Genomic DNA, 24,457 nt, shown 5'->3' with positions numbered 1-24,457 from the left:
ATGGCGGCCTCTCCCGACGGTGCGGTGCTGCTCAGGGACGTCATCGAGATCCCCGAGTCGCTGAGCGCGAACGACTTCGTGCTCAAGCTCAGCGACGGCGTCTCGCGTATCGACGCGACCCTGGCCAGCTACGTGGTCACCCCGCAGCTCGCGCAGAGCTTCGACGCGGCCCTCGGCTACGTCCAGGGCACCCTGGAGAAGGGGGCCAGCGACGCGGTCTTCCTGCACGGCTCGTTCGGCTCGGGCAAGAGCCATTTCATGGCGGTGCTCAACGCCATCCTCCAGCACAACCCGGACGCCCGGGGGCTCCGTGACCTGGAGGGGGTGCTCGACAGGCATGACCGTTGGCTGGCCGGGAAAAAGCTGCTCTGCCTCAACTACCACCTGATGGGCGCCTCGACGGTCGAGGAGGCTCTGCTCGGCGGCTCGGTTACCAGGGCATCGCCCTCTTCATCGACGAGCTGGTGCTCTGGCTCGCCTCCCGCAGCAACGACACGACGTTCGTCAACCGCGAGGGCCCCAAGCTCTCCAAGCTGGTGGAGTCGGCGTCCAGCAGGCGCCCGATCCCGCTGATGTCGTTCGTCGCCAGGCAGCGGGACATCAAGGACTTCCTCGGCGCGAACTTCACCGGCGCGGAGAAGTACGCCACCGGCCAGACGTTCCGCTGGTGGGAGGACCGCTTCAACAAGATCGTCCTTGCCGACGGCAACCTCCCGTTGATCGTGGAACGGCGGCTGCTCTCCCTCAAGCCCGGCGGCCGGGAGAAGCCGGAGGCGGCGTTCGCGCATGTGACCCGGGAGCCGAAGGTCTGGAACGTGCTGCTGGACGGGCTGGACGACTCCTCCGACCAGCTCTCCTTCCGCCGGACCTATCCGTTCTCACCGGCGCTGGTCTCCACCATGGTCGCCCTCGCCGGCCTGCTGCAGCGGGAGCGGACCGGCTTGCGGACCATGGCCGAGCTGCTCCGCCGGGGCCGGGACGAGCTGAGGGTGGACGATCTGATCCCGGTCGGCGACGTCTACGACGTATTGATGAGCGCGGGCATGGTGCCGCTCACCGACGACATAGCGCAGCACTTCGCCAACGCGCGGACCCTGTTCGAGGAGAAGCTGCTGCCCCGGCTGCTGGACCGGCACCGGCTCACCAGCGACCGGGCCGAGGGCCTGCCGCGGACCCACGCCTTCGTCAGCGACGCCCGGCTGGTTAAGACGGCGCTGCTCACCGCGATCGCGCCGAACGTCCCCGCGCTGCGCAACCTCACCGCGCTGAAGCTGGCCGCGCTGAAGCTGGCCGCGCTGAAGCTGGCCGCGCTGAAGCTGGCCGCGCTGAAGCTGGCCGCGCTGAACCACGGCACGATCAAGGTCCGGCTGGTGGGCGACGAGACCGGCAAGGTGCTGGCCCTCTTCAAGGAGCTCGGGCAGTCGGGGGTGAGCGAGATCCACCTCTCCGACGACCAGAGAAACCCGCTGATCACGATTCAGCTCGCGGGCGTCGACTACGAGAGCGTGCTGGACCGGGTCCGCAACCAGGACACCAACGGAGAGCGCCGGCAGCTGCTGCGCAAGCTGGTCTTCACCTCGCTCGGCGCGTCGGCTCCCGCCGACACCATCGGCGGCGGGTACACGCACTCGTTCGTCTGGCGCGGCAGCCGCCGCACGGTGGACCTGGTCTACGGCAACGTCCGCAACGCCGAGGAGCTGCCGGACTCCGCGCTGCTCGCCGAAGGCGACCGGTGGAAGCTCGTCATCGACTTCCCGTTCGACGAGCAGAACTTCGGCCCCAACGACGACCTGGCCAGGATCGAGTCCGAGGTGCGGCGCAGCGACCTCACCACCGTGCTGGAGTATCTGGAGGCGGCGGCGGCCGACGAGCACGGCCGAGTCCCGATCGCGGCCAAGGACCGCGAGGTGCTCAAGAAGGTGGCCAACCCGCTGAAGCTCGGTGAGGCGCTGGAGAACGCGTTCCTGCTGACCGCCGACACCTTCCCGCTGCGCCGGCACCTCACCCAGCTCGCCGCCCAGGACGGCCTGGAGCAGTCCATCGGGGTCGGCAAGCTGATCGGCTGGCTGGACCAGCCGCAGGCGCGCGGCCTGGACCCGGCCGTTCGCGGGCTGGTCGTCGCGGCGTTCGCGCTGGCACAGGACCGCGAATGGTTCCGCGGCGAGGAGGGACCGGTCCCCCGGCCACCGGTGGACCGGATCGACGCCGCCTACGAGCTGCGACTGCCCCGGCTGCCCGACGAGTCCATCTGGCGCGGCGCCGTCGACCGGGCCGCCCGGATCTTCGGGGTGCCGTCCGGGGAGCGCCGGTCGGCCGCCACGGTCAACCGGCTCGCGGGAGCCGTGCGCACCCAGGCCAGGGCGTTGCAGGAGCCGGCCCGGAAGCTGGTCGCGCTGCTGGAGACCCACCGCGACGCGCTCGGCCTCACCGGGAGCCAGGCCGCCGACGGGACCTCGGACCGGCTGGGCCTCGTCAGGAACGCGGCCTCGCTGGTCACCTCGCTGGCAGCGGAACCCGAAGCCTATGACCTGGTCAGCGGCCTGGCCTCGGCGGCACTGGACGCCGCACCGGAAACCGTGGCCCGGTCGTTGAAGACGGCCGAAAGCATGGTGGCCGCGCTGGACCGTATGGACTGGGACCTGCTGCGCGCGGTCGAGACCCGCTCGTCCCATGACCAGACCGCCGCCGACCTCGTGAGGCGGCTCCGCGACGCGGCCGGATATCAGGAGGTGCAATTGTCCCTCGGCCCGGCGCTCGCCGACGCCAAGCGGGAGGCACAGCAACTCCTGGCCAATATCGTCATCCCGGACCCGATCATCATCGATCCGGACCCGATCATCATCTGGCCGGATCCGATCGACGGGTCATCCGACCCCGATCCGGTGACCGTGACGGATAAGACAGGTACGACGACCGTGACCGCAGGCACCATCGACGGGGCGCTCGGCACGCTGAAGGCGCTGGCCGACGCACACCCCGGGGCGCAGATCACCATCAGCTGGCGGATCTCGACGGGAGAGGCGCAGTCGTGATCGAGACCTCCGGGACCGGGACCCGGCTCGCCGCCGCGACGCTGCCCGCGATCCGCAGCATCGTGAGCGGGGTCGCGAAGCCCGGCCAGTCGAAACGGGTGATCGGCATCCACGCCCGTCCCGAATGGGCCGGGGAGCCGTCGTTCCCGCTGGAGGGTGCCTCCGGCGAGACCCTCGTCCAGGTCAGGGCCTGCCCGTCCGCGCTGGCCGTCCGGGAGGAGCTCATCGCGCACCGGGGAAACCCCGGCTACCTGGTAGTCCTCACCGACACGGACGCCGCCGACCTCGGGCTCGGGCTGCTCACCCACCTGGTACGCGGCATGCTGATCCCGCTGAAGCCGTGGGACCTGCTCAAGCAGTCGTTCGCGGCACGGAGCGTCGATCCGCTGCTGCTGGCCGAGGACTGGGCCGCGTCGGCGCTGGGCAGGTGGGAACCGGCCGGTTCCGGCTGGCCGCCCGCTCCCGGAGGGGCGCTCACCCGTGAGCACGCGCTCGGGCACCTCGCCTCGGTACTGTTCGGGGCCCGGGCCGACGGCGAGCCGTACCTCACCCCGGGGCACCCGGACGCGACCGGACTGCTGCGCTGGTCGCTCGACCCGGTGGCGACGGCCGCTGTCGCCGCGCTTCCCGGCGAGGTACGGATCGGGCTGACCAACTGGCTGGGCGGCGTCACCGGACCCGCCGGGATCTGGACGTTGCGGGCCGCGGCGGCCGGGCACGGCGGCGACGCGCTCCCGCTCGCGCTGGCCGCCGGGCTGCTGTGGCCGGAGGGCAGGACCGGCGTCCAGTCCATCGGTGAGGCCCGCGGCCTGCTCCGGGCCAGGCTCGGCGGCGCCGATCTGCCCGCCGAGCAGGCCCAGACCTGGAGCCGCGCGGCGGAGGCGGCCATCGTCCAGTTGAACCAGCCGGACGGCCTGCTCGAACGGGCCGAAGAGCTGCTCCGCAAGTTCAACGCCGGGGCGCTGATCACCCGCTCCACCCTGCTGCCCGGCGCGTACGACAGCCGGCTGCGCGAGTTCGCGAAGACCGTACGGAACGCGCTTCCCGTCCCCGGCCCGGCGGAGCTGGACCGGGCCGAGCAGGCGTACGCCCAGCTCGCGGCGCACGAACTGGCCCAGCGCGGAATGGACCGGGAGCGCCGGGCCGTGGTGGCCCAGATGGCGCTCCGGCTGCTTCGGTCGCTCGCGGTCCCCGACGAGCCCGCGCTCACCCTCGCCGACACCCTGCACCACCAGATCAGGGTCGGCGCCTACGCCGAGTGGGCATTCGCCGACGTGTGGGACGGTGATCTCGACGAGCAGGTGGGCCGGGCCTACCGGTCGCTGCTGGAGGTGGTCGCGGCCCGGCGCGACGCGCGGGACCGCGTGCTCGCCGGACACCTGGCGACCATGGTCGCCGCCGACTCCCCGCCCGGCACCCTGGTGCCGATAGAGTCGGCGCTGTCCACGCTGGTCAGGCCGCTCGGCCGGTCGCTGCTGATCGTCCTGGACGGGATGTCCGCCGGAGTGCTCGCCGAGCTGGCGGCCGAACTGGTGGGCAGCCGGTGGATCGAGCTGATCGACTCCGCGCTGGGTCATCGACGGGTGCTGCTGCCCGCGCTGCCCACCGTCACCGAGACCTGCCGGACCAGCCTGCTCACCGGAACGCTGCGGACCGGCGGTCAGCGCGAGGAGAAATCCGGATTCGCCGCCGCGACGGGCGATCCGGCGGCCCGGCTGTTCCACAAGTACGAGCTGCGCGCCCCCGGTGGCCACTCCCTGCACTCGGAGGTCCGCGGCGCGGTGGAGGGCGAGGCCCGGGTGGTCGGCGTGGTGCTCAACACCGTCGACGACGCGCTCGACAAGATGGATCCCGGTGGCACCACCTGGACGCGCGCCCAGGTCCGGCATCTGACGGCGCTGACCGAGGCGGCCAGGGCGACCGGCCGGACCCTGATCCTCACCAGTGACCACGGGCATGTCATTGAACGTGACAGCGTGCCGCTGACCGGCACCGGAGCCGAGTCGGCCCGCTGGCGTCCTGTCGGCGGCCCGGTTACCGAGGGGGAGATCGCCATCGAGGGACGCCGGGTGCTGCTCGGCGGCGGCGCGGCCGTACTGCCCTGGCGCGAGGGGCTGCGCTACACCGCGAAGCGCGCCGGATACCACGGCGGTGTCTCCGCCGCCGAGGTCGCCGTGCCGTTCGCGGTGTTCAGCGCCGCTCCGGTGGACGGGATCGCCGGCTGGCGGCCCGCCCCGGCGCAGGAACCCGCCTGGTGGCACAGTACGGTCACCCTCGCCGCATCCACGGCGGCTCCCGTGACTCCCCCGGCTCCCCGGAAGGCCCAGCGGCCGAGTTCCTCGAGGCTTCCGGAGAACCAGGAGGAGCTGATCTCCTTCGAGGAACTGGCGCTCCCCGCCGCGCCACCGGTGCTGCGACGCGCCGCCGAGCGGTTCGTCGACAAACTGCTCGCCACCTCGCTTTACGCGCGGCAGCGGGAGAGCGCCGGACGGGCCGCCTCCGACGACGAGCGGGTCCGCGCCGTGCTGATCGCGCTGCTCGACGGCGGCGGGCGGCTGCACGAGTCGACGCTCTCCGCGCTCGCACAGGTGCCCGCGACCCGGCTGCGCAGCGTGCTGGCCGCGGTCCGGCGGGTGCTCAGCGTCGACGGCTACGACCCGATCGGCTACGACCGCGACGGGGTCACCGTCGTGCTGGACATCGGCATCCTCATCGAGCAGTTCGGGGTGTCGTGACGGTAGGGAACGTCAGCGAGCGCCGCCGCCGCGAGGTCATCGACGCGCTGCGGCGCGGCACCGTCCCGTCTGCCGGACTGGACCTGCTCGCGGTGGGCCTGGGCCGGTTCACCGCCGCCCTCGACGACGAGCTGGCCGTCGCGTCGCGAAGCGGCGCGGTCTTCAAGGCGGTCCGCGGGGAGTACGGCTCCGGCAAGACGTTCTTCGCCCGCTGGCTCGCCGAGCGGGCGAAGCGTGCCGGGCCGGCCGTGGCCGAGGTGCAGATCTCCGAGACCGAGACGCCGCTGCATCGGCTGGAGAACGTCTACCGGCGGCTCTGCGAGAACCTGTCGACCGCGCAGTTCGCACCGAGCGCGCTCCGCTCCGTGATCGACGCGTGGATGTACACCCTGGAGGAGGACTCGCTCGCCGCCGGGGTGCCGGAAGCCGAGCTGGACCCGGCCGTGGCGGCCCTGCTGGAGAAGCGGCTGGCCGAGGTGAGCCGCTCCGCGCCCGCGTTCGCCGCCGCGCTCCGAGGCTACCGGGCGGCGCTGGCCGCCTCCGATCCGGTGACCGCTGAAGCCGTACTGGCCTGGCTGGGCGGGCAGCCGCATGTGGCGGCGTCCGCCAAGCGGGCGGCGGGAGTCCGCGGTGACCTGGACCACTTCGGGGCGCTCGGCTTCGTGCAGGGTCTGCTGACCGTGCTGCGGGACTCGGGGCACCAGGGCCTGCTGCTGGTGCTCGACGAGGTGGAGACGTTGCAGCGGGTCCGCTCCGACGTGCGGGACAAGGCGCTCAACGCGCTCCGCCAGCTCATCGACGAGGTCGACTCCGGCCGGTTTCCCGGGCTGTACGTGCTCATCACCGGGACACCCGCCTTCTTCTCGGAGGGTTCCCAGGGGGTTCAGCGACTGGCACCGCTGGCGGCCAGGCTGGCCACCGACTTCGACACCGACGCCCGGTTCGACAACCCCCGGGCGGTGCAGACCCGGCTGCCGGGGTTCAGCCACGACGGCCTGCTGGAGCTGGGGATCCGGGTCAGGGACCTGTACGCCGCGGGGGCGTCCACCCGGGTGGCCTCGGTGGTGGACGACGCCTATCTGGCAGATCTCGCGCGGGCGGTCGCGGGTTCACTGGGCGACAGGGTAGGGGTCGCACCCAGGTTGTTCCTGAAGAAGCTGGTCGGCGAGGTGCTCGACCGAGTGGACCAGTTCCCCGACTTCGACCCCCGGGTGCACTACCGGCTCACCGTCGGCGCGCACGAGCTGACCGAGGTGGAGAGGAACGCGCTGTCAATGGACGACATCTCGCTGGATCTGCCGTGAGCTCCGAGCTCCACCCCGTGGTGCTGCACCACATCGTCAACACGCTCGGCTGGCCGGAGCTGCGACCGTTCCAGCAGGACGCGATCGCGCCGGTGCTGACCGGCGCGGACGCGCTGCTACTCGCCCCGACGGCGGGTGGGAAGACCGAGGCCGCGATGTTCCCGCTGCTGTCGCGGATGGCGATGGAGCAGTGGCACGGCACCTCGGTTCTCTACCTCTGCCCGATCAAGGCGCTGCTGAACAACCTGCTGCCCCGGCTGGAGGGCTACACCGGGTGGCTCGGGCGGCGTACCGCGCTCTGGCACGGTGACGTGACCTCCCCCCGGCGCAGGCGGATCCTCCGGGAGCAGCCCGATGTGCTGCTGACCACGCCGGAGTCGCTGGAGTCGATGCTGGTCAGCGTCAACGTCGACCACCGGCAGTTCTTCGCCGGGTTGCGGGCCGTCGTCGTCGACGAGGTGCACGCCTTCGCCGGCGACGACCGAGGCTGGCACCTGCTCGCCGTACTGGAACGCCTCACCCACCTGCTCGGCCGCCCACTTCAGCGGATCGGCCTGTCCGCCACCGTGGGCAACCCCGGCGAGCTGCTGACCTGGCTGCAGGGATCCGGCGCGGGAGAGCGCCCCGCGCACGTGGTCGCGCCCGGCCCGCCCGGTCAGGCGCAGGTCGTACCGCCGGGAGAGGTGCAGCTGGACTACGTGGGCTCGGTGTCCAACGCCGCGAAGGTGATCTCGGCGCTGCACCGGGGTGAGAAGCGGCTGGTCTTCTGCGATTCCAAACAGCTCGTCGAGGAGCTGGGGCACGCGCTCGGCGGTCTGGGCATCACCGTCTTCCTCTCGCACGCCTCGCTCTCCGCCGACGAGCGACGGCGCTCGGAGGAGGCGTTCGCTGAGGCCCGGGACTGTGTCATCATCGCGACCTCGACCCTTGAGCTGGGCATCGACGTCGGTGACCTGGACCGGGTGATCCAGATCAACGCGCCGTTCAGCGTCGCGTCGTTCCTGCAGCGGATCGGCAGGACCGGGCGCCGGGCGGGAAGCGTACGGAACTGCCTGTTCCTCGCCCTGGACGAGGGATCGTTGCTGCGGGCCGCGGCGCTGCTGCTGCTCTGGGGGCGCGGCTGGGTGGAGCCGGTCACCCCGCCCCCCGAGCCCCGGCACATCATGGCCCAGCAGATGCTGGCGCTCTGCCTGCAGGAGCATCGGGTCGGGGACCGAATCTGGCCACGGTGGTGGAACGGGCTGTGGCCGTTCGGCCCGGGCTCCGAACCCGTCGTCGGTCACCTGGTCGCGTCGGGATACCTGGACGAGGACTCCGGGATGCTGTTCATCGGCCCGGAGGCCGAGCGGCGCTTCGGGTTCCGGCATTTCATGGAGATGACCTCCGTCTTCACCGCCGCCCCGGAATTCGCCGTGCTGCACGGGCGCAAGGAGATCGGGCGGACCGATCCCGCACTGCTCACCGAGGAGATCGAGGGACCGAGACTGCTGCTGCTCGCCGGGCGGACCTGGCGGGTCAACCACATCGACTGGCGGCGGCGGCGCTGCCACGTGGAACCCGCCGACGGCAGGGGTAAGGCCCGCTGGAACGGACGAGGGCTGGGTGGGCTCTCCTTCGTCCTCTGCCGTGCCATGCGTTCGGTGCTGCTGGGCGAGGACCCATCGGTTCAGCTGAGCCGCCGGGCGCGGGAGCGGCTCGCCGTGATCCGCGAGGACGGTCTGGCAACGGTCCACCCCGGCGGAACCGTCGTCACCAGGGATGAGACCGGCGACGTGCACTGGTGGACCTGGGCCGGTTCCCGGGTCAACGCGACCCTCGCGGCCACCCTGTCGGAGATCGCCGACAGCGGTCAGCGCGTGGAGGAGGAATCCATCCGGCTCCGGACGAACCTGACTCCGGACGGGTGGCGGAAGGCGATGGACGGAGCGGCGGACCGGCTCTGCCTGCCCGAGGTGGACCCCAGGGCGTTGACGGGGCTGAAGTTCGCGGTGGCCCTGCCCGAACGGCTGGCGGTCGCCACGCTCGCCGCACGCCTGGCCGATCTGGACGGCGCGCAGGAGGTGCTCGGCGAGTCGTCTCGCTGGTCGATCACCGGGTAGTGGTGTGCAGGTCCAGGTCGGCCAGGATCTCGGCGATCTGGTCCACCGCGGGGTGCCGCGGGCCGTAGCGGCGTTCCAGATCCGGAAGGAGCATGGACAGCGTGTGGATCGCCACCGCCTTGTCGCCGGCGGCGAGCTCCAGCAGTCCGATCTCGCGGCGAAGCTCCAGGATGCGATCCTCGTCGACGCCGAACTTGTATCCGTCGGCCGGCAGACCGCGGAGCTGCCGGAGAGCCAGGCTGTTCTCCCCCACCTTCGCGTGGCAGACGGCCTCCTGCAGACGGCAGCGAAGCACCAGATCATGGTCGGCCCCCTCGCGTGCGGCCAGGTCCGTGGCGAGCCGGTGGAACTCCGGAGCGGCCTTTCGGTAGTCGCCGCCGAGGAAGAGCACATTGGCCAGTTCCAGCCGGAGACCGTTCAGCTCGGAACTGGCAGGGCCGAGAATCTGGACGGCCGGCTCGATCACCTCGGCGAGCACCGAGCGGCAGAACTCGGTCAGCCTGGCGAAGACCTCCGCCGCGTCCTCGGGCCGGTCCTCCGCCTTCTTGGCCAGGAGCTGAAGGACCAGTTCCTCCAGCCGGACCGGAATCCCGGAACGGAGCTCGCGCGGAGGCCGGGGTGGCTCGTCGGTGTGTCCACGCATCACCGCGAGGGGCGTCGGCCCTCTGAACGGCAGTTCTCCGGTCAGCAGCTCATACAGGACGACCCCGAGGGAGTAGAGGTCGGACTGCGGGGTGGTGACGGCACTGAACGCCTGATCCGGGGCCATGTAGTCAGGGGTGCCCGTCGTCACGCCGGTCTGGGGGATCCGGGGCATGCTCGACGCCTCGAACGCGCCAGCGACCCCGAAGTCAAGAACCTTCACGGTCCCGTCCAGGCAGAGCATCAGGTTGCCGGGTTGAGATCCCGGTGAACGAGCGAGGCCGCGTGCGCGACCGACAGCACCGTGCAGACCTGCGCGCCGATGGCGGCAACCCAGCCGATCGGAAGCCGCTCAACCTCGTCGATCACGGTGGAGACCGGGGAGCCGTCGATGAGCTGCATCACCAGATAGAGCTCGCCGTCGTAGATTCCGTGGTCGTAGACGATCGGAACACCGGGGTGTTCCAACCGGGCGGTGATCCGGGATTCGCGGACGAAGCGCTTGGTCAGCTCCTCAGTTCGCACGCTCCCAATGTCATCTCGGCCTGTCAGCCTGAGGAGCTCATAGTGCTGAGGCGCCTTCAGTCCGGAAAACGAATCGCCTGTGCTGTAGCGCACCTGAACATCAAAAAAGACGTCCTTTCTAAGGCGCGTCTGCATCTGGACGCCACCCGATCCTCAGCTTTGTTCGCCGAACGTATGGCTCTCGTCGAAGGAGTGACGGATGTGGCGCTGCTCCGCCAGCTTGGCCTGGCGTGGGCTGCGGGCAACCAAAATCGAACATCGTTCGTCAATGCGCTGGCTATCATTCCGATGGGCTTCAAAGGAAGGCCTTGGGCCGTGCAGCTTCTCGCTATCAAAGGCAAAGAACTCTGTGACCGTATCGCCGTACTCGGCGATACGGATAAGCCATCAAGCGGCAATTTGCTCACGGATCCGGCATGGCTCGCTTCCCATGATCAAAAAATCGTGAAGCATTTCGCAAGCGAGCCGACCCTGGAGCCTGCGATCACAGCCGGGAACGAGGATGCAGTCGCAGCAGCACTTGGGAAAATTGGTGTGATTATTCCTCTTCGGATCACCCCCGACGAGATTCAATTGCTGTTCCGTAGCGCCTCGATAAAGCACAAAACCAGTGCTGGATCCGCATCCAGAAAAAAAGGGAGAGTTCGCCCTTGCACTGGCCGAGGAACTGCAGGATCGCATCGACAAGGACCCTTCCTCGGTACACGTTCCCGACCATATGCATCGCCTTTTTGATTTCCTATACGACAAACCCGCGCCAAGCATCCTCGTCCTTGCAGATCTCAACCACTTCTTAAGTTCAGAAGAAGGAAACAGTGACCTCCAACCTTGATCTAACCCCTGCGCAGATCAAAGCCGCCGGCACAGAAGCCGGACGTGTTTATATCGAGGCTGAACCCGGATCGGGAAAGACCGTTATCGCCGCTGAACGCTTTGGCGTGCACCGTTATACCAGCAGGGGGGACTTCCGAGCCGTACTCGCCCTCTGCTTCAATCGAGCTGCAGCTACCGAACTTCGAGAACGGATCAATACCCGGTCAGGGCCCCGGCGTTGAATTGTTATGTCCAAGTCCGTCCTGTTGATCAGATGTTGTAGACGGCGAATGCGGCATCGTGGTCGAGGAGATCGCGGCGAGCGTGGGCGATGTTGGCCCGGCCGGCCAGACGGATGGTGCTGATCGCCAGATTCCGGAGGCTGGCTAGGGTTCTGGGTGCGGTACCCGTCCTGACCTGGGAATGATCCTCCGCGAATGTGACGTCCCTGACCCAATTCAGCCGGTTTTCCACCCCCCAGTGCGCCCTTTCGTAGTGGTTGAGGTGCGCGGGGCCTGCCAATTCAACGGGCAGGCTGGTGATGCCGAACACGATCTCCTTGCTGGTCCAGGCGCCATCCAATTCGCCGACGTCGCGGCGGAGCCGGAAGGCTTGCCGGGCGCCGGGGAAGAGGCCGTCATCGGCAGAGGCGGTGCGGATGGTGCGGCGTTCCCTGCGGCCGTGCCCGTGATCGTCATCGACCGCGGTGGTTTGCGTCCAGTCGGCATCCGGCCCGGACAACAGCGCGTGCGCGGCGGCGCGTGCCAGCGGTTGATTGCCCTTGAGGATGAGGACGTAGTGGCCGCCCAGCTGGGTGATCAGACGGGCGGTGGTCTTGGTGGTGTGCAGGGCGTCCAAGGTCAAGACCATCCCGGCCACCCGCAGGTGGGGCAGCATCGCGCGGGCGGCGGGACCCTCGCCTTTCTTGCCGGCGACCTGACACTGGCCCAGGATCACGCCGTGCTCGTGGCTGATCGCGCCGACCAGGAAGACCCTCCCGTCTTCGCTGGTGCGTGCCCCGCGCAGGGCCTTGCCGTCCAGCGCCGCTGCGGGCAGCAGCCCGGCCGGGGCGGGATGGCTGAGCCGGCGTCGTGCCGCGCGGCGCTGTTCCCGTTCGGCGGGGCCGGGAGTGTCGGGCAGTTGTGGCGTCAGAGCCTCCTGCCGTATCACCTCGGCGACATAGCCGCTGATCGCGGCGTCCAGCGCATCGGCGTCCAGCTCCGCCAGAACACGGCGGAAGGTACGCTCACTGGGCACGAGGAACAACCCGGTGAACAGATCACGGTAGGCGCCCAGCCGCTCCAGCGCCGCTTGCGGGCTTCGGGCGGCCCACTGCCAGATCGCCGCGACGCTGTCGCCGCCGACGACCAGGGTCGCGCACGCGGCCAACGTCAAGATGGCCACCAGCGGATGGCGCAGACCGCAAGCAGACCGCCGATCGGGAACCGTCGCCAACCGGCGCATCAACGCCGATTCCACCACGACCGGATCGGGTGCCAGTTCGGACTCCCACAATGCCAAGTCGGCGAGCTGGTCAAGACACGAGACATGCGGGGAACTGGTCAGAGAAGATGGGGACACGAGCGCGACTCCTGCGATGATCTCCGGATTTCGACACCCGAAAGATCAGCAGAAGTCGCGCTCTTTCGCGTTCCACCTGGCCAAACGCTCAACGTCGGCATACCGCATCAGAACCCGGGAACGCCGGGGCCCTGAATACCCGGTGGGGAAGAACCGCGCTGACCTGGCCCCATCGGGTTGCCACCATCGATGCCTACCTGCACGATCTACTCGGGTATCTTCTCCGCCATGGTCTGCTGACATGGCCCGGTGGTTGCGTCGAATTAACGGTCGCGGACTCCTGGAAAGCCTGGGGTTACACGTACCCTGACACGAGCTCCTGGCTGTCGATCATAGATGGCGAAGTAGTTCCTTGTGATATAACCACATATCGCGATCACCTGGAACAGGGAAAGTGCACCCACGCCGAAATACGAACCGTTCTGAATCAGGCATTAGAAAACCATGCACTTGCGGATGCGATCTCCACACATATAAAGACTTCAATACGTGCGCTGATCGTTGACGAAATCTTCGACGCCAACGAGCTGGACCTGCGACTCGTCAGCATGGCCTGCGAGCAGGACATCAAAACAACCATCATCGGCGACCCCTGGCAGGCTCTATACGCCTTCCGGGGTGCTACTCCCGAACTCGTTCACAAACTCGTGTCCCGGTACGGCTTCATCAGCTGCCCGCTGTCTGAATCCTTCCGCTTCCGTTCTCCCGAAACCATCCTGCTTGCAGAGTGTCTACGCGCACGCAAACCTGTCGAACTCTCTGCGGGGGAAGGGGAGAAAGTCGATGTCGCCCTTGCCTGGAAGTGGCAGTCTCTCTGGAGTGCGGGTACGGAAATCCTTCCGCTCTCGTTCGGGCCACCTCACACAGCCGCAGAGTCGGCAGTCGCTCTCTTGCTCAACCAACTGACACAAGTCGAGTTCGGGCTGTCGTCCACCTTTCTGAACGATGCCCTTCGCAACCTGGGGATTCTCGACCCCGCCGCCCCGCAGCGCCTTTTCGAGTGATTGGGCGGCGTTCTGGCTTCTCTCGCCTCCGACCCGGTTCAGGATACATGGAAAAAACTTTCCCTTTCTATCCGGCATGAGACCGAGCAATACCTTCCGGAAACAGGCCCATACCGAGAGCTCGAAAATATTAAAAAACGTGTAACGAACACTCATCCTTACCGTATTCTCGGAATAACAATCCACCAAGCCAAAGGATGCGAATGGGATCGAGTCGCAGTGCGGCTAACCTCTGGGGAGCATGAGACACTCCGTAAAGGACTAGATTCGGAAAACGAAGAGCACCGAATTCTGTATGTCGGCCTGACCCGCGCCCGGTTTTCTACCGTTGCTATTTGATCAGCTACCGAGGAAAAGTATTACGGCTACCAAAGAGACCACCAGTGGAGTCACATCGCCAATCACACGGGGCCGCACTCTTCACTGACCAGCCGTTCCAATAGACGGCAGTAGGCGGTGATGTCCGCGCAGACGATCCGATATCCATAGTGGCTCTCTTCCTTCCCTTTGTTCATGCCTTTAGGGAACTTGATCATAGCGGCACCAAAGCGGAATTTGTCAGGAATGGTGAGCCCGGGAATTGAGGTCAGGCGCCCGAGATCGGTCTCAGGCGAGACAAGCACGGAGATGGTTCCCTGCGGCGTTTCGCGTCCGACGTAGCCGACCTGGCCTTGACCTGCGTGCTCAAGCTCAAGGTATTTCACTGTCGGACTCCTCAAGACCTTGAAAGCGCGCTCGTCCGCGAGTGCCACCAGGCGCTCCTCGGAGGCGGTCAGCCTCTTCCTGTCATCGGTCATCGGGGGGCCTCCAGCATGAAGTCAGAAGGACAACAGAGGACGCGGCGATCTTGCTTCAGCGCCCATCGACATCAAACCAGGAGAACCGACCATCTGAAGCGACTCTCCGCCAACAGCCCTTATCAATCATCCTGTCGCTCCGGTTCGTCCGCCCCCCGGTCCCCCGCCCTCCGAACTCGGCCCCTGGCCCCGCCCCGTCGGCCGACGACATCGAATCTGATGCCCCGAGGTCACCAAGCCTTTTCTCGTTCAACTCCACGAAGGCCGCGTCGAGCGCCTGGGCATCCGACGCGACGACGACACGAGGGTCACGGTTGGCTCATATGGCCAGGTCAGCGGTCACCATCATTCCGTCTCATTCAGATGGGCTCGCAAGTTCAGGGACGTCGGAGTTCGCCGCGTTCGATGCCGCCGGTGAAGGCGTCGTACTCGGCGTCTGTGAACAGGTGCGGGGCCTTTTCGGGGTTCTTGGAGTCGCGCAGGGCCACGATGCCCTGCTCCAGGAAGGCGATCTGGACGCAGTTGGTGCCGCCGCTGCTGAGGCTGCTGGTCTGCCAGCGAGCGTTGCGGAGCTGGGTCTCGATCCAGTCGGGGGGGAGGGTGTTCTTGTTCACGAGAGGTCCTTGGCGATCGTGGTGAGAAGCGGGAGGGAGGCCTTCGGCGACAGGGCGTCGGACTTCAGCAGGTCGCCGGTCGTGCGATAAAGCTCGACGGTCTCAGGTTCGTTCAAGTGCAGGGAGGCGCGCAAGGACTCGACGCACACCAGGTCTCGGCCGGTGGGAAAGGACATGAGCATGAACGGGCCGTCCATTCCCGCGTGGGCTCCGGCGGAGAACGGCAGAACCTGGATGGTGACGGTGGGGTTGGTACGGGCGAGGTGGATCAGGTGCTCGATCTGGGCACGCATGCAGGATCGGCCGCCGACTTCCTGTCGCAGCAGGCCCTCGGGGAACACTGCCCAGATCTTCAGCGGAGGTCGACGCTCCAGCATGGTGCGCTGATGCTCCAGTCGCAGGGCCACGAAGTGGTCGATGTCTTCGGGGGTCTTCCAGACCCTGCTTCCTTCGGTCACCGCTCGGGCGTACTCGGAGGTCTGGAGCAGGCCGTGGATGGCGAGTGGATTGAAGACGAACAGGCCATTGGCAGTTTCAACCTGGGAAAGGTAGTCGCCGAGTGGGTCATCGACCACGCCCTCGTAACGTTGCCACCAGTCGGCTTCGCCGGCGCGGCGTACGAGGTCGCGGAGTTCTTCTCGTAGAGCGGCGTCGGTGATGCCGAAGACCTCGAAGAAGTGCGGAAGCTGCTGGATCTTCAATCCTTGCAGCCCGTTTTCGATCTTGCTGACCGTGGAGAGGGACTGGTAGCCGAGGCGGCTCGCCGCCTCTTCCTGGGTCCAGCCGAGGGCTTCGCGGATGCGCCTGAGCTCTGCGCCCAGACGGCGGCGCCGCGGGGTGGGTTCGACGGGCATGGCCACCTCCTTCCTCGTGGGGAGCGTAGTGCTCGGAGCGGCGTCTGGTTCGACCTCCCCACCCGGCCTCACCAACCCTGACCTCCCGACCTCCGGGCAGCCGGGATCGCCCCTCGATCCCCGCCGACCCCGGAGCCGGTCCACGCCGACGGCTCCCCCGCGCCGGGCGCGGACCGTACAAAAAGGCCGGCGTCCCTGGACTTGGTCCCCCCTCGTCCGGGACGCCGGCCTCCCCACCCCACGGTGACTTGGCAGAAAGCGATGGTTCCCATGGTCACACCGGCAAACGAACCCCTCCGCCCCAAAGGCCGCCGCCGCGGCACAGATCCTGCCCGTACCGACCCACCCGCAGCAAGCACGGACAACGCCACCGAGCTGGCCCGCGACCTGGAAGCCCGCCATCCGGGATGGGTCATCCTCTGGCGCCACTGGGCCCGCCGCTACTGGGCCTTCCCCACCTGGAACACCAACACCCCCGAACCCATCGAAGCCAGAAACGTCCAAGACCTACTGACCCAGATCAACGACGTCGAACTCCAACACCCACCACCGGGTACCAACGGGCCTGTAACTTCAAGTGTGTAAAGATCGCTTCTGGTTGATGGAGCTGTTTGGGTGTGTCGAAACCCATACAGTCTCGTGTTAGGCGATGGCAGCGATGTCACCGTCGTCGAAGTAGATCGACTGATGGAGTCGACCGCCCAAGGCGGTGGCGTACCGGGCGAGAACATCCTGCCCAGAGATCTTGCCTTGCTCGATCTGCGAAATACGGCCCTTGGTGACCCCCATGCGTCGTGCGATGTCCTGTTGGGTCATCCCGCGGCTGTGGCGGATCTCGGCAAGGCGGTGTCCCTGTACCTTGGCGAGAAGTTCCTGCTTGCCCGCTTCCACCGCTTCCTCGCCACCGGCACGCTCGACGTGCTCGGCGCGAATATCCTTCCAGCGCACGTATCCCGTCATGATCTGTCCTCCTCCACCTGAGGTTCTTTCAAATAGATCTCATAGCGCTGCTCGGCGAGTGGGATGGCCTGCCTATACCAGGCGTTCCACTGCCCGGCCTTGTCGCCCGCTACCAGCAGGATGCTGGACCGCCATGGATCGAAGGCGAACAGGATGCGCACGGTACCCGGCCGGAGTTCCTTCAAGTTCTGGAGTCGTGAGGCGGTGATCGTATCGACCAACGGCCGCCCCAGACCTGGTCCTCCTTCGGCGAGAGCATCGATCGCTTGCACGACGCGCGTGTGTGTCGCGTCGTCGAGTTGCTCTATCCATTCACTCACCTCGTCGACGATGTAGACATCCCACTCTTCGGCAGCCACATGTTGCAGTATAGCGAACGGTATACATCTGCAGTGTGTGGTGTACGGCTAGGAATCCCCTCTGCGTCAGGCTTACGCGAGACATGAGCTGCCTCGTCGTCGTGTCTGAGCCACCTCCTTCGGACCGCCGCCTCCTGTACGGCTGTCTCTCTGAAGGCTTGGGACCTTGAAACCTGTGCTGCCAGATGGAATCTATGTTCGGAAGCCGGAGAATGATCCGCTCGACCAGTTCGGGCACCCACTCGACGTACTCCACCGTCGTCGTAGGCACAAGTCTCGGCAATAATTCGGTGGGCCGAAATGGACGGATAGGTTAGGCTCTCGCGCATGATCTACTTCATTCGCCTGCGCTCGGCCTGACACGGCGCGACCGCCGGGCCTGCCCGCCATCGGGCGGCCCCCTTTGAGCGACCCTGTCCTTTCGGGTCTTCTCCTGCGCGCCGTCGGAACACCTCGTTCGAGAACCGACAGGACATCATGCGTATGCGCGAACACATCGCCATGATCGGCTGCACTGCGCCGAGTCACATCTATCCCTCGCTGGCCATCATCACCGAGCTCGTATCCCGTGGATACCGAGTGAGCTACGCGGTCGGTGAGGCCCTGACCGGGCTGGTGGAGCCCACCGGCGCCGAAATCGTCGCCCATCCCTCACTGCTTCCGACCAGCGAGGCCGATTGGCCGGACGACCCGGCTTCGGCCATGCACGTCTTCCTCGACGAGGCGATCGCGGTGTTGCCGCACCTCATCGACCGCTACGACGACGACCGGCCCGACCTCCTGCTCTATGACATCGGCGGGCTGCTCGCACCCGTGCTGGCCGCGCGGTCCGGCATCCCCGCCGTGCAGCTTTCCCCCACGCTCGTCGCGTGGGACGGCTACGAGCAGGACCTGGCCGAACACATCGACGCGATGCGGACGTCGGAGTCGGGCGAGCGCTACTACACGGCGCTCACCGCCTGGCTACGCGACAACGGCATCGAGCGGGACGCCTGGGACTGGCAGTCACGCCCTGACCACGCCCTCTCCCTGATCCCGCGTGCGATGCAGCCCAACGCCGACCGGGTGCCGTCGAACGTCCGGTTCGTGGGGCCGTGCCTTTCTCCCCAGCGGCTGGCGGACACCGGTTGGACGCCGCCCGGCGATGACAGGCGGGTGCTGCTCGTCTCGTTCGGCACCACCTACAACGACAAGCTCGACATCTACCGGGCGTGTCTCGAAGGTTTCGCCGGTTCGGACTGGCACGTGGTACTCGCGGTGGGCGCGAACATCGACCCTGCGGATCTCGGTCCGCTCCCGGACGGCTTCGAGGTGCACCGCACCGTGCCGCAGCTGGCCGTACTGGCCGAGGCCTCGGCGTTCATCACCCACGCGGGAATGGGCGGATGCGTCGAGTCGCTGTGGTTCGGCGTGCCGACCGTGGCGATCCCCCAGGCCGTGGACCAGTTCGGCAACGCGGCCATGCTCGAACAACTCGGTGTCGGAAGGCATCTGCCCACCGAGGAGGTCACGTCGGCGACCTTGCGCTCCTCGGTCGAGGAGGTCGCGGGATCGGCGGAGGTGGCCGCCCGCCTGGCGGAGATCCGTGCGACCGTACGGGCTGACGGCGGTGTCGACCGCGCCGTGCAAGCGGTGGAGTCGTTCCTGAGCTGAGCCCTCGGCCTCGCGGGGCAGGACCACCCTGCCCCGCGAGGCCGACATCATGACAGTGCGATGACCGGGCTGCGGCGCTCGATCAGCACGACGTCACGCCAGATGCCGTGATGGCAGCCGATCCGCTCCCGGGTGCCGATCACCCGGAACCCGGCGCGTGCGTGCAGCGCGAGGCTGGCGGTGTTCTCGGGGAAGATGCCGGACTGGATCGTCCAGATTCCGGCGGCCTCGGTGGAGGCGATCAGCGCCGCGAGCAGCGTGGAGCCGACACCGCCGCTTCGGCCGCCGGTGCGGACGGCGCCTGCGCGGTTCCGCTCATGCCATCGCCGTGACGCGCGGCCCCAGAATCGCCGACAGCCGCTCCAGCACGCCCGGATTCACCCAGTAGTAGACCCACGTGCCGCGCCGCTCGCAGTCGATCAGCCCCGCCTGGCGCAGCACCTTCAGGTGGTGGCTGATGGTCGGCCCGGTCAGCTCGAAGGCGCCGGTCAGGTCGCACACACACGCCTCGCCGCCCTCGTGGCAGGCGATCAGCGACAGCAGGCGCAGCCGCACCGGGTCGGCGATCGCCTTGAACAACGGCGCCAGCTCCTCGGCCTCGGCCACCTTCAGCGGCTCGCACACCAGCGGCGCGCAGCACGCCTGCCCGGCCTCATCAGCCCCGGCCAGGTCCACGATCGGCAATGCTTGTTTCGACATACCTCTAAGTTGACAGACCTCTAGACAGCATTGCAAGCTGAAGTCGAATCACTGTCTAGATGTTCATCTAAACAGAGCCGGGTGGTGACCGGCATCCCATTCACCGAAGGAGGACTCGCATGTCCCGTGTTCAGCGCAATCCAGGCGCGCGTGCGGGAGGTGGTGTTGGTCTGCCGGTACCCCGGTCATATCTGCCAGGGAGCATGGGCATGGTGATCGTTCGGCAGGACCCGAGACGACCGGAAGCAAGCCAGCCCTCGGAGCTATATCCCGAAGTCCTCGGGGGAAGCTACCTGCCGTAAGACGACCGCTCCCACGATCACCCGACTCGGCAGATCACCCGCCCCAAGCATGGCCGGTAAGCCCGAAGGGACGTTCCGGTACCGTGACGATGTAGTGGAAGTCGCCTATCCCAACCGTTCGTTCAAGGGTCTTGACGACGCTCCGGGGATTGTCGTGCGGGCCTGAGATGTAGAACGGCTGGCCGTCCTTGCCGAAGGTGATCGCGGACGGCCCTTCCCACGTGCCGAGGTGGTCGGCGGTCTGCGCAAAATCCGCAGCGGGCTCGAAGCCAAGGCCGCGCGCGTACTCGATCGCGCCAAAGACGATGTCCTGTGCGAGCTCGATTGGCGCCTCCTGCCACCCGGATGAATAGGCGGAGTAGTAGTCAGGGAGGAACCGAAGCAGAGCCAGCTCATCCATGATGTCAGGCCCCAGAGCCTTCTTCACCCCCAGGCAGTACACATCTACCAGGTAGCCGCACACCGCCACCTTGTCCCAGCGATGCCGCCGGGCGACCAGCACGCTCACTATGCCCGCGGTCCCGTCTTCGGACGCGGCCTCGTCCACCCAGCCGCGCCCCTCGTCAATTGACAGGCCCACACTCCAGCCGACGTTGACCCAGCAACCAACAATCTCCGGTGCAGGAGCCGTCGCACGGTTCTCCGCCGCGACAGCCCGTATCAGCGGGGCAACAACCGATGGCGACACACCCAACGTGCGAGCGATCTCCTTCGGAGATCTGCCCTGGCCGCGTAGCTCCCGCACCTGATCCAGAAATTCTGCGCTGTCCATGAGAACTCAACCTACCGATGCCGAAGCATAGAGACGCAGCAGACTGCTCAACGCGGTTACAGTGACGCCCATGCCCACGTACGACGCCCGCACGATGACCGCCACGCTTGCGGATCCGGTGACCCTTCTCGTGTTCGGCGCGATCGTCACCGCCACCTCCGAGGCACGTCCGCTGAGCTAGATGGGCTATTCGATGGTCACACGTCGTCGGGGCCGAAGGGTGGAAGTAGGGCTCGTCGAGGCGAACCGCGAGAGCTGGAGATGACGAGTGCCGACCGTGATGCTCGACACCAACGTCATCGCCGGCCTACTCCATCCCGATGACGCGCTGCACAGCCATGCTCGTGACGCGGTCCGCCACTGGGAGGACAAGGCGGCCTCGTTCGCCATCTCCGTGATCACCTGGAGCGAACTGCGGGTGGGCGCGGTTCGCAAGGGCGTCACAGCCGGGAAGATGCTCGGGGCGTTCCGTGCCGCCGTCATCGACCGGATCGTCGAGGTGAACGAGGCGACGACTGAGAGCGCGGCCCTGCTCAGGGCCGCGGACCTGCTCAGGGCCGCGGACCTGACAATTCGCGTACCGGACGCCCTCATCATCGCGACCGCACGTGGAATAGGGGCCGACGCACTGCTCACCGCGGACCGGAAACTCCCGGGCATCGCCCCGGAACTCGTCGAACTGCTACGGCCGAGTTGATCCCCGCGGCACCACCCCCTGGAGGGGGCCGCTGCGCGACGGTGACGGGCGCGGGCCGGTGTTGGAGACTCGCCGAAGGGGCGTGACGAGCGCTGACATAGATGATCACTCGCCCTCGCCACGCTTTCAGCCCCGAGGCGCCCGTACACCGCTTTCGTGAAGGAGGGCCCCCGCGGTAGGTCGCGGTCAGGGAGGAGCTTGACCTTGACGCGACGTCAACGTCTGTAATGCAGGTATGCGAATCGGAGAGGTCGCGGCGCTGGTCGGCATCACCACCCGCGCCGTACGTCATTACCACCACCAGGGACTGCTGCCAGAACCACCGCGACGACCCAACGGCTACCGCGCGTACGGCCTGCGGGACGCGGTCGAGCTGGCACGGATACGGCGGCTCACCGAACTCGGCCTGGCCCTTGAGGAGGTGCGCGACGTCCTGGCCGACGACCGGGGCCGCGACCTGCACGAGGTGCTCGTCGAACTGGACGCCGACCTCGCCCGCCAGGAGCGGGCGATCCAGGAGCGCCGGTCCCGGCTGGCGGTGCTGCTGGAAAAGGCCTCCGGCGCCGATCTTGACCCCGACGACGTGGTCTCCCCCGGACTGGCCGGATTGTTCGGTGCGATGTCGGCCTCTGCGAGCGAGTTGCCGGAACCCGCGCCGGCGGCCTGGGACCGCGAACTGCTCGCGCTGATGGACACGACCGCCACTCCCGAGGATCGGGAACGGCTGTTCGCCGCCATGCGGCCGATGGCCACCGACCCCGGCGCCGTGGCCCGCTCCTACGAGCTCTACCGCAGGCTCGGTGAGCTGACCGAGGCGACCGCCGACGATCCGCGGATCCCCTCACTGGACGCCGAGTTCGCCGACCACATCCCGGCCGACCTACTGGCCCTCCTCGGCTCCGATCTCCCGGGGGCCTCCACCGATCCACTCGGCGAGACCTTCCTGGCGGAGCTTCCCCCGGCCCAGGCCGAGGTCGTACGCGAGACGTTGCGGCTTCTCACCGGACGGCTGTCATGAGACGGCTGGTCCGCGCGATCGCCTACGCGGTGCTCCCCGCTGAGATGGCTCTGGTGGTGTGCCTGGTCGCGGGCGTCCCCGTCCCGATGCCGGTGATCGTGGTGGCCGAGGTGGCCGTCGCCACCCTCGTCGGGGTGGAGGCGTTCCTGCTGGCCGGGGCGTTCAGGAGGCACCGGTCACAGGGCCTGACGGCCGCCGAGGCTGCCGGGGCGGCACTGCGGGAGCTGGTTCCCGAGCCGATCCTGCGGTTGACGGCGCATGAGGCGAAAGCCGCGGCGAGCATCGGATACCTGGTCGCCGGGCGGCGGCAGGGAGTTCACGGCGACGCCGTCGCGATCGGCTACGCCCGCGAGCAGACCCCCATGATGCTCATCCTGCTCGTGGTGTGCGTGATCGAGACGGTGGTTCTGGCCATCCTGCTGCCCTGGCCCGTCGTCCACGCGGTCGTAACGGTCCTGGACGTGTACGCGGTGGTCACGATGCTGGCGATGACGGCCGCCGGCATCACCCGGCCCCACGTCGCCGCACCGGGCGAGCTCAGGCTCCGCTGGGGCGCCCTGTTCGATCTCCGTGTGCCGATGGCGCTGGTCGAGTCGGTACGGGTGGACCGGCGCTACGACCACGAGAGGCTCCTGCAGGTGACCGGCGACGAGCTTTCCCTGGCGGTGTCGTCCCAGACGAACCTGGTCGTCGACCTGGCGGAGCCGGTGACCGCGGTGCGCCCGCTGGGAGCCGTCGTCACCGCCCGGCGGCTCCGCTTCTACGCCGACGACCCGAACGCCGCCGTCGCCGCGATCCGGCGAGCCCTCGACGGAGCACAGGCGACCGCATCGGCGCCCGAACCCCCTGCCCGCCCTGACCGGCTGCCCATGGCCTCCTCGTAGGGAGCCCTGACCGGCTGCCCATGGCCTCATCGTAGGGAATGGGCATCTCTTCAAAGGGTTCACCGGCCGACGCGCCTACCCTGTCCTCCGATAGCGGATCAGGCCGAGTTCGGCCAGGTCGTCGGACCAGAGCCAGCCCGCCTCCTTGGCGATTCTGACCGCTTCCACTCGTGTGCGGGCACCGACCTTGGTGAGGATTCGTCCCAGGTAGTTGCGGACCGTGCCGCCGGACAGGCAGAGCCGGTCGGCGATCTCGCCGACCGGCGCGCCCTCGGCGGCGGCCTGCAGGACCTCTAGTTCGCGTGCGGTGAGCGGGTTCGGCTTCGCGTTGAGGGTGGCGACGGCCAGTTCGGGGTCGACGACCCGCTGACCGGCGGCCACCCTGCGCACGCAGTCGGCGAGCTGGCCCGCCGGGGTGTCCTTGACGACGAAGCCGCGCGCGCCGGCGTCCAGTGCGCGGTGCAGCGCGGCCGGGGTCGCGAGTCCGGTCAGGATCACCGTCGCGCAGTCGGGAAGCCTTCTGCGCAGTTCCGCCGCGGCGGTGAGGCCGTCGGTGCCGGGCAGGCCGATGTCGAGGAGCGCGACGTCCGGCCGATGGTGCAGACAGGAGCGGACGACCTCGTCGCCGTGACCGACCTCGCCGACGACCTTGATGTCGTCCTCGGTGGAGAGCAGGGCGACCATGGCCCCCCGGACCAGGTGCATGTCCTCGGCGATCAGGACGCTGATCATGGGTTGTCTCCCCCGTCGTTTCGCGGTGCGCTCGTGCCTGGCCCGGGGCCACTGCCCACACGCGAGGAGACTACCCACAGAATTCAGCTGATTACTGCGTACCAGAGTTAAACACCGAAACACCCGACATGAGGCTATCGTCCTCGCAAGAGAGGATTTCCAGCGCAAGCCCCACCTGGGCCGCGCCCCGTGGATCAGGTAATCGGCGTGGACATCCAGCCCGAATGAGGACCGACTGCGTGGATATCCGGCCCGAATGAGGACCGACTGCTCAGCATCCCGTCGGATCGCCCTCCACCGACGCCGCGCAGCAGCCCCGTTCTGGCGATCTACTCGAACCGGCCACCATAATCAGGGTCGCGGCTAAGTCGCGGCTAAATT

At 67.7% G+C, this 24,457-nt stretch carries 23 protein-coding genes and 1 pseudogene; 14 read left to right on the top strand and 10 right to left on the bottom strand.

The window, feature by feature from the left end:
• From OIE13_RS07750 to OIE13_RS07730, 5 genes are read left to right on the top strand one after another with little or no spacing between them, the layout of a single operon-like run.
• Complete coding sequence (locus tag OIE13_RS07750) at nucleotides 1–573, top strand: DUF6079 family protein (RefSeq protein WP_326641575.1); 573 nt, start codon at nucleotides 1–3, stop codon at nucleotides 571–573.
• Nucleotides 465–3,032 (top strand): hypothetical protein, encoded by a 2,568-nt coding sequence (locus tag OIE13_RS07745; RefSeq protein ID WP_326829805.1) that lies wholly within the window; start codon nucleotides 465–467, stop codon nucleotides 3,030–3,032. The genes OIE13_RS07750 and OIE13_RS07745 overlap by 109 nt, the downstream gene beginning before the upstream one ends.
• Entirely contained in the window at nucleotides 3,029–5,767 is a 2,739-nt protein-coding gene (gene pglZ / locus OIE13_RS07740; protein ID WP_326829804.1) for a BREX-2 system phosphatase PglZ, read from the top strand. The genes OIE13_RS07745 and pglZ overlap by 4 nt, the downstream gene beginning before the upstream one ends.
• Complete coding sequence (brxD, locus tag OIE13_RS07735; protein WP_326829803.1) at nucleotides 5,764–7,071, top strand: BREX system ATP-binding protein BrxD; 1,308 nt, start codon at nucleotides 5,764–5,766, stop codon at nucleotides 7,069–7,071. Before pglZ ends, brxD begins: the two co-directional genes overlap by 4 nt.
• Nucleotides 7,068–9,170 carry a DEAD/DEAH box helicase gene (locus tag OIE13_RS07730; protein ID WP_326641582.1) on the top strand — a complete coding sequence of 701 codons (2,103 nt, stop codon included), beginning with the start codon at nucleotides 7,068–7,070 and terminating at the stop codon, nucleotides 9,168–9,170. Before brxD ends, OIE13_RS07730 begins: the two co-directional genes overlap by 4 nt.
• On the opposite strand, the pseudogene OIE13_RS07725 reads toward OIE13_RS07730, so the two are convergent.
• Nucleotides 9,160–10,472 (bottom strand): annotated as a pseudogene (locus OIE13_RS07725) (protein kinase domain-containing protein). The gene OIE13_RS07730 and the pseudogene OIE13_RS07725 overlap by 11 nt on opposite strands.
• Here OIE13_RS07725 and OIE13_RS07720 point away from each other — a divergent pair.
• Together OIE13_RS07720 and OIE13_RS36580 are read left to right on the top strand one after the other, a co-directional pair.
• Nucleotides 10,380–11,072, top strand: coding sequence for a hypothetical protein (locus tag OIE13_RS07720; protein ID WP_326830342.1), 693 nt, complete (start codon nucleotides 10,380–10,382; stop codon nucleotides 11,070–11,072). The pseudogene OIE13_RS07725 and the gene OIE13_RS07720 overlap by 93 nt on opposite strands.
• An 80-nt stretch (nucleotides 11,073–11,152) precedes the next feature.
• Nucleotides 11,153–11,392 carry a UvrD-helicase domain-containing protein gene (locus tag OIE13_RS36580; RefSeq protein WP_442816048.1) on the top strand — a complete coding sequence of 80 codons (240 nt, stop codon included), beginning with the start codon at nucleotides 11,153–11,155 and terminating at the stop codon, nucleotides 11,390–11,392.
• A 28-nt stretch (nucleotides 11,393–11,420) separates the two neighbouring features.
• Here OIE13_RS36580 and OIE13_RS07715 read toward each other — a convergent pair whose 3' ends face one another.
• On the bottom strand, nucleotides 11,421–12,731 hold the full coding sequence (locus tag OIE13_RS07715) for an ISAs1 family transposase (RefSeq protein ID WP_326638736.1): 1,311 nt from the start codon (nucleotides 12,729–12,731) through the stop codon (nucleotides 11,421–11,423).
• Nucleotides 12,732–12,775: 44 nt separating this feature from the next.
• Between OIE13_RS07715 and OIE13_RS07710 the strand changes: the two genes are divergently transcribed.
• Nucleotides 12,776–13,735: a UvrD-helicase domain-containing protein gene (locus tag OIE13_RS07710; RefSeq protein ID WP_326830270.1), complete on the top strand. Its 960-nt coding sequence runs from the start codon at nucleotides 12,776–12,778 to the stop codon at nucleotides 13,733–13,735.
• Entirely contained in the window at nucleotides 13,736–14,074 is a 339-nt protein-coding gene (locus OIE13_RS36575; RefSeq protein WP_442816047.1) for a 3'-5' exonuclease, read from the top strand.
• A 62-nt stretch (nucleotides 14,075–14,136) separates the two neighbouring features.
• Here OIE13_RS36575 and OIE13_RS07705 read toward each other — a convergent pair whose 3' ends face one another.
• The 3 genes from OIE13_RS07705 to OIE13_RS07695 form a co-directional block, all read right to left on the bottom strand.
• On the bottom strand, nucleotides 14,137–14,532 hold the full coding sequence (locus OIE13_RS07705; RefSeq protein WP_326829802.1) for a hypothetical protein: 396 nt from the start codon (nucleotides 14,530–14,532) through the stop codon (nucleotides 14,137–14,139).
• A 377-nt stretch (nucleotides 14,533–14,909) separates the two neighbouring features.
• Nucleotides 14,910–15,146, bottom strand: coding sequence for a DUF397 domain-containing protein (locus tag OIE13_RS07700; RefSeq protein ID WP_326641594.1), 237 nt, complete (start codon nucleotides 15,144–15,146; stop codon nucleotides 14,910–14,912).
• On the bottom strand, nucleotides 15,143–16,000 hold the full coding sequence (locus OIE13_RS07695; RefSeq protein ID WP_326641596.1) for a helix-turn-helix domain-containing protein: 858 nt from the start codon (nucleotides 15,998–16,000) through the stop codon (nucleotides 15,143–15,145). The genes OIE13_RS07700 and OIE13_RS07695 overlap by 4 nt, the downstream gene beginning before the upstream one ends.
• A 270-nt stretch (nucleotides 16,001–16,270) precedes the next feature.
• Between OIE13_RS07695 and OIE13_RS07690 the strand changes: the two genes are divergently transcribed.
• Nucleotides 16,271–16,585, top strand: coding sequence for a hypothetical protein (locus OIE13_RS07690; RefSeq protein WP_326829801.1), 315 nt, complete (start codon nucleotides 16,271–16,273; stop codon nucleotides 16,583–16,585).
• 57 nt (nucleotides 16,586–16,642) lie between these two features.
• Here OIE13_RS07690 and OIE13_RS07685 read toward each other — a convergent pair whose 3' ends face one another.
• Both OIE13_RS07685 and OIE13_RS07680 read right to left on the bottom strand, forming a co-directional pair.
• Entirely contained in the window at nucleotides 16,643–16,960 is a 318-nt protein-coding gene (locus OIE13_RS07685; protein WP_326829800.1) for a helix-turn-helix domain-containing protein, read from the bottom strand.
• Nucleotides 16,957–17,319: a type II toxin-antitoxin system RelE/ParE family toxin gene (locus OIE13_RS07680; protein ID WP_326829799.1), complete on the bottom strand. Its 363-nt coding sequence runs from the start codon at nucleotides 17,317–17,319 to the stop codon at nucleotides 16,957–16,959. Before OIE13_RS07680 ends, OIE13_RS07685 begins: the two co-directional genes overlap by 4 nt.
• A 483-nt stretch (nucleotides 17,320–17,802) precedes the next feature.
• Here OIE13_RS07680 and OIE13_RS07675 point away from each other — a divergent pair, with 483 nt between their 5' ends.
• Nucleotides 17,803–18,972, top strand: a complete 1,170-nt coding sequence (locus tag OIE13_RS07675) for a macrolide family glycosyltransferase (protein WP_326829798.1) — start codon at nucleotides 17,803–17,805, stop codon at nucleotides 18,970–18,972.
• A 315-nt stretch (nucleotides 18,973–19,287) separates the two neighbouring features.
• On the opposite strand, the gene OIE13_RS07670 is transcribed toward OIE13_RS07675, so the two are convergent.
• Together OIE13_RS07670 and OIE13_RS07665 are read right to left on the bottom strand one after the other, a co-directional pair.
• Nucleotides 19,288–19,671 carry a metalloregulator ArsR/SmtB family transcription factor gene (locus OIE13_RS07670; RefSeq protein WP_326829797.1) on the bottom strand — a complete coding sequence of 128 codons (384 nt, stop codon included), beginning with the start codon at nucleotides 19,669–19,671 and terminating at the stop codon, nucleotides 19,288–19,290.
• Nucleotides 19,672–20,007: 336 nt separating this feature from the next.
• A complete protein-coding gene (locus OIE13_RS07665; RefSeq protein WP_326829796.1) occupies nucleotides 20,008–20,745 on the bottom strand; it encodes a helix-turn-helix domain-containing protein in 738 nt (245 codons plus the stop codon).
• A 268-nt stretch (nucleotides 20,746–21,013) separates the two neighbouring features.
• Between OIE13_RS07665 and OIE13_RS07660 the strand changes: the two genes are divergently transcribed.
• From OIE13_RS07660 to OIE13_RS07650, 3 genes are all read left to right on the top strand, one after another.
• The gene (locus OIE13_RS07660; RefSeq protein ID WP_326829795.1) at nucleotides 21,014–21,442 is read left to right on the top strand and encodes a type II toxin-antitoxin system VapC family toxin; all 429 of its coding nucleotides are present in this window, start codon (nucleotides 21,014–21,016) and stop codon (nucleotides 21,440–21,442) included.
• 235 nt (nucleotides 21,443–21,677) lie between these two features.
• A complete protein-coding gene (locus tag OIE13_RS07655) occupies nucleotides 21,678–22,460 on the top strand; it encodes a MerR family transcriptional regulator (protein ID WP_326829794.1) in 783 nt (260 codons plus the stop codon).
• Nucleotides 22,457–23,344 carry a hypothetical protein gene (locus tag OIE13_RS07650; protein WP_326829793.1) on the top strand — a complete coding sequence of 296 codons (888 nt, stop codon included), beginning with the start codon at nucleotides 22,457–22,459 and terminating at the stop codon, nucleotides 23,342–23,344. Before OIE13_RS07655 ends, OIE13_RS07650 begins: the two co-directional genes overlap by 4 nt.
• Nucleotides 23,345–23,419: 75 nt before the next feature.
• Here the strand turns inward: OIE13_RS07650 and OIE13_RS07645 are convergent, their stop codons facing one another.
• Nucleotides 23,420–24,076, bottom strand: coding sequence for a response regulator transcription factor (locus OIE13_RS07645; protein ID WP_326641606.1), 657 nt, complete (start codon nucleotides 24,074–24,076; stop codon nucleotides 23,420–23,422).
• Nucleotides 24,077–24,457: the final 381 nt, after the last annotated feature.

The organism is Streptosporangium sp. NBC_01810 (assembly GCF_035917355.1).
Taxonomy (GTDB): Bacteria; Actinomycetota; Actinomycetes; order Streptosporangiales; family Streptosporangiaceae; genus Streptosporangium.
The sequence above is the reverse complement of the archived record's forward strand: the minus strand, read 5'-3'. Positions and strand labels throughout refer to the sequence as shown.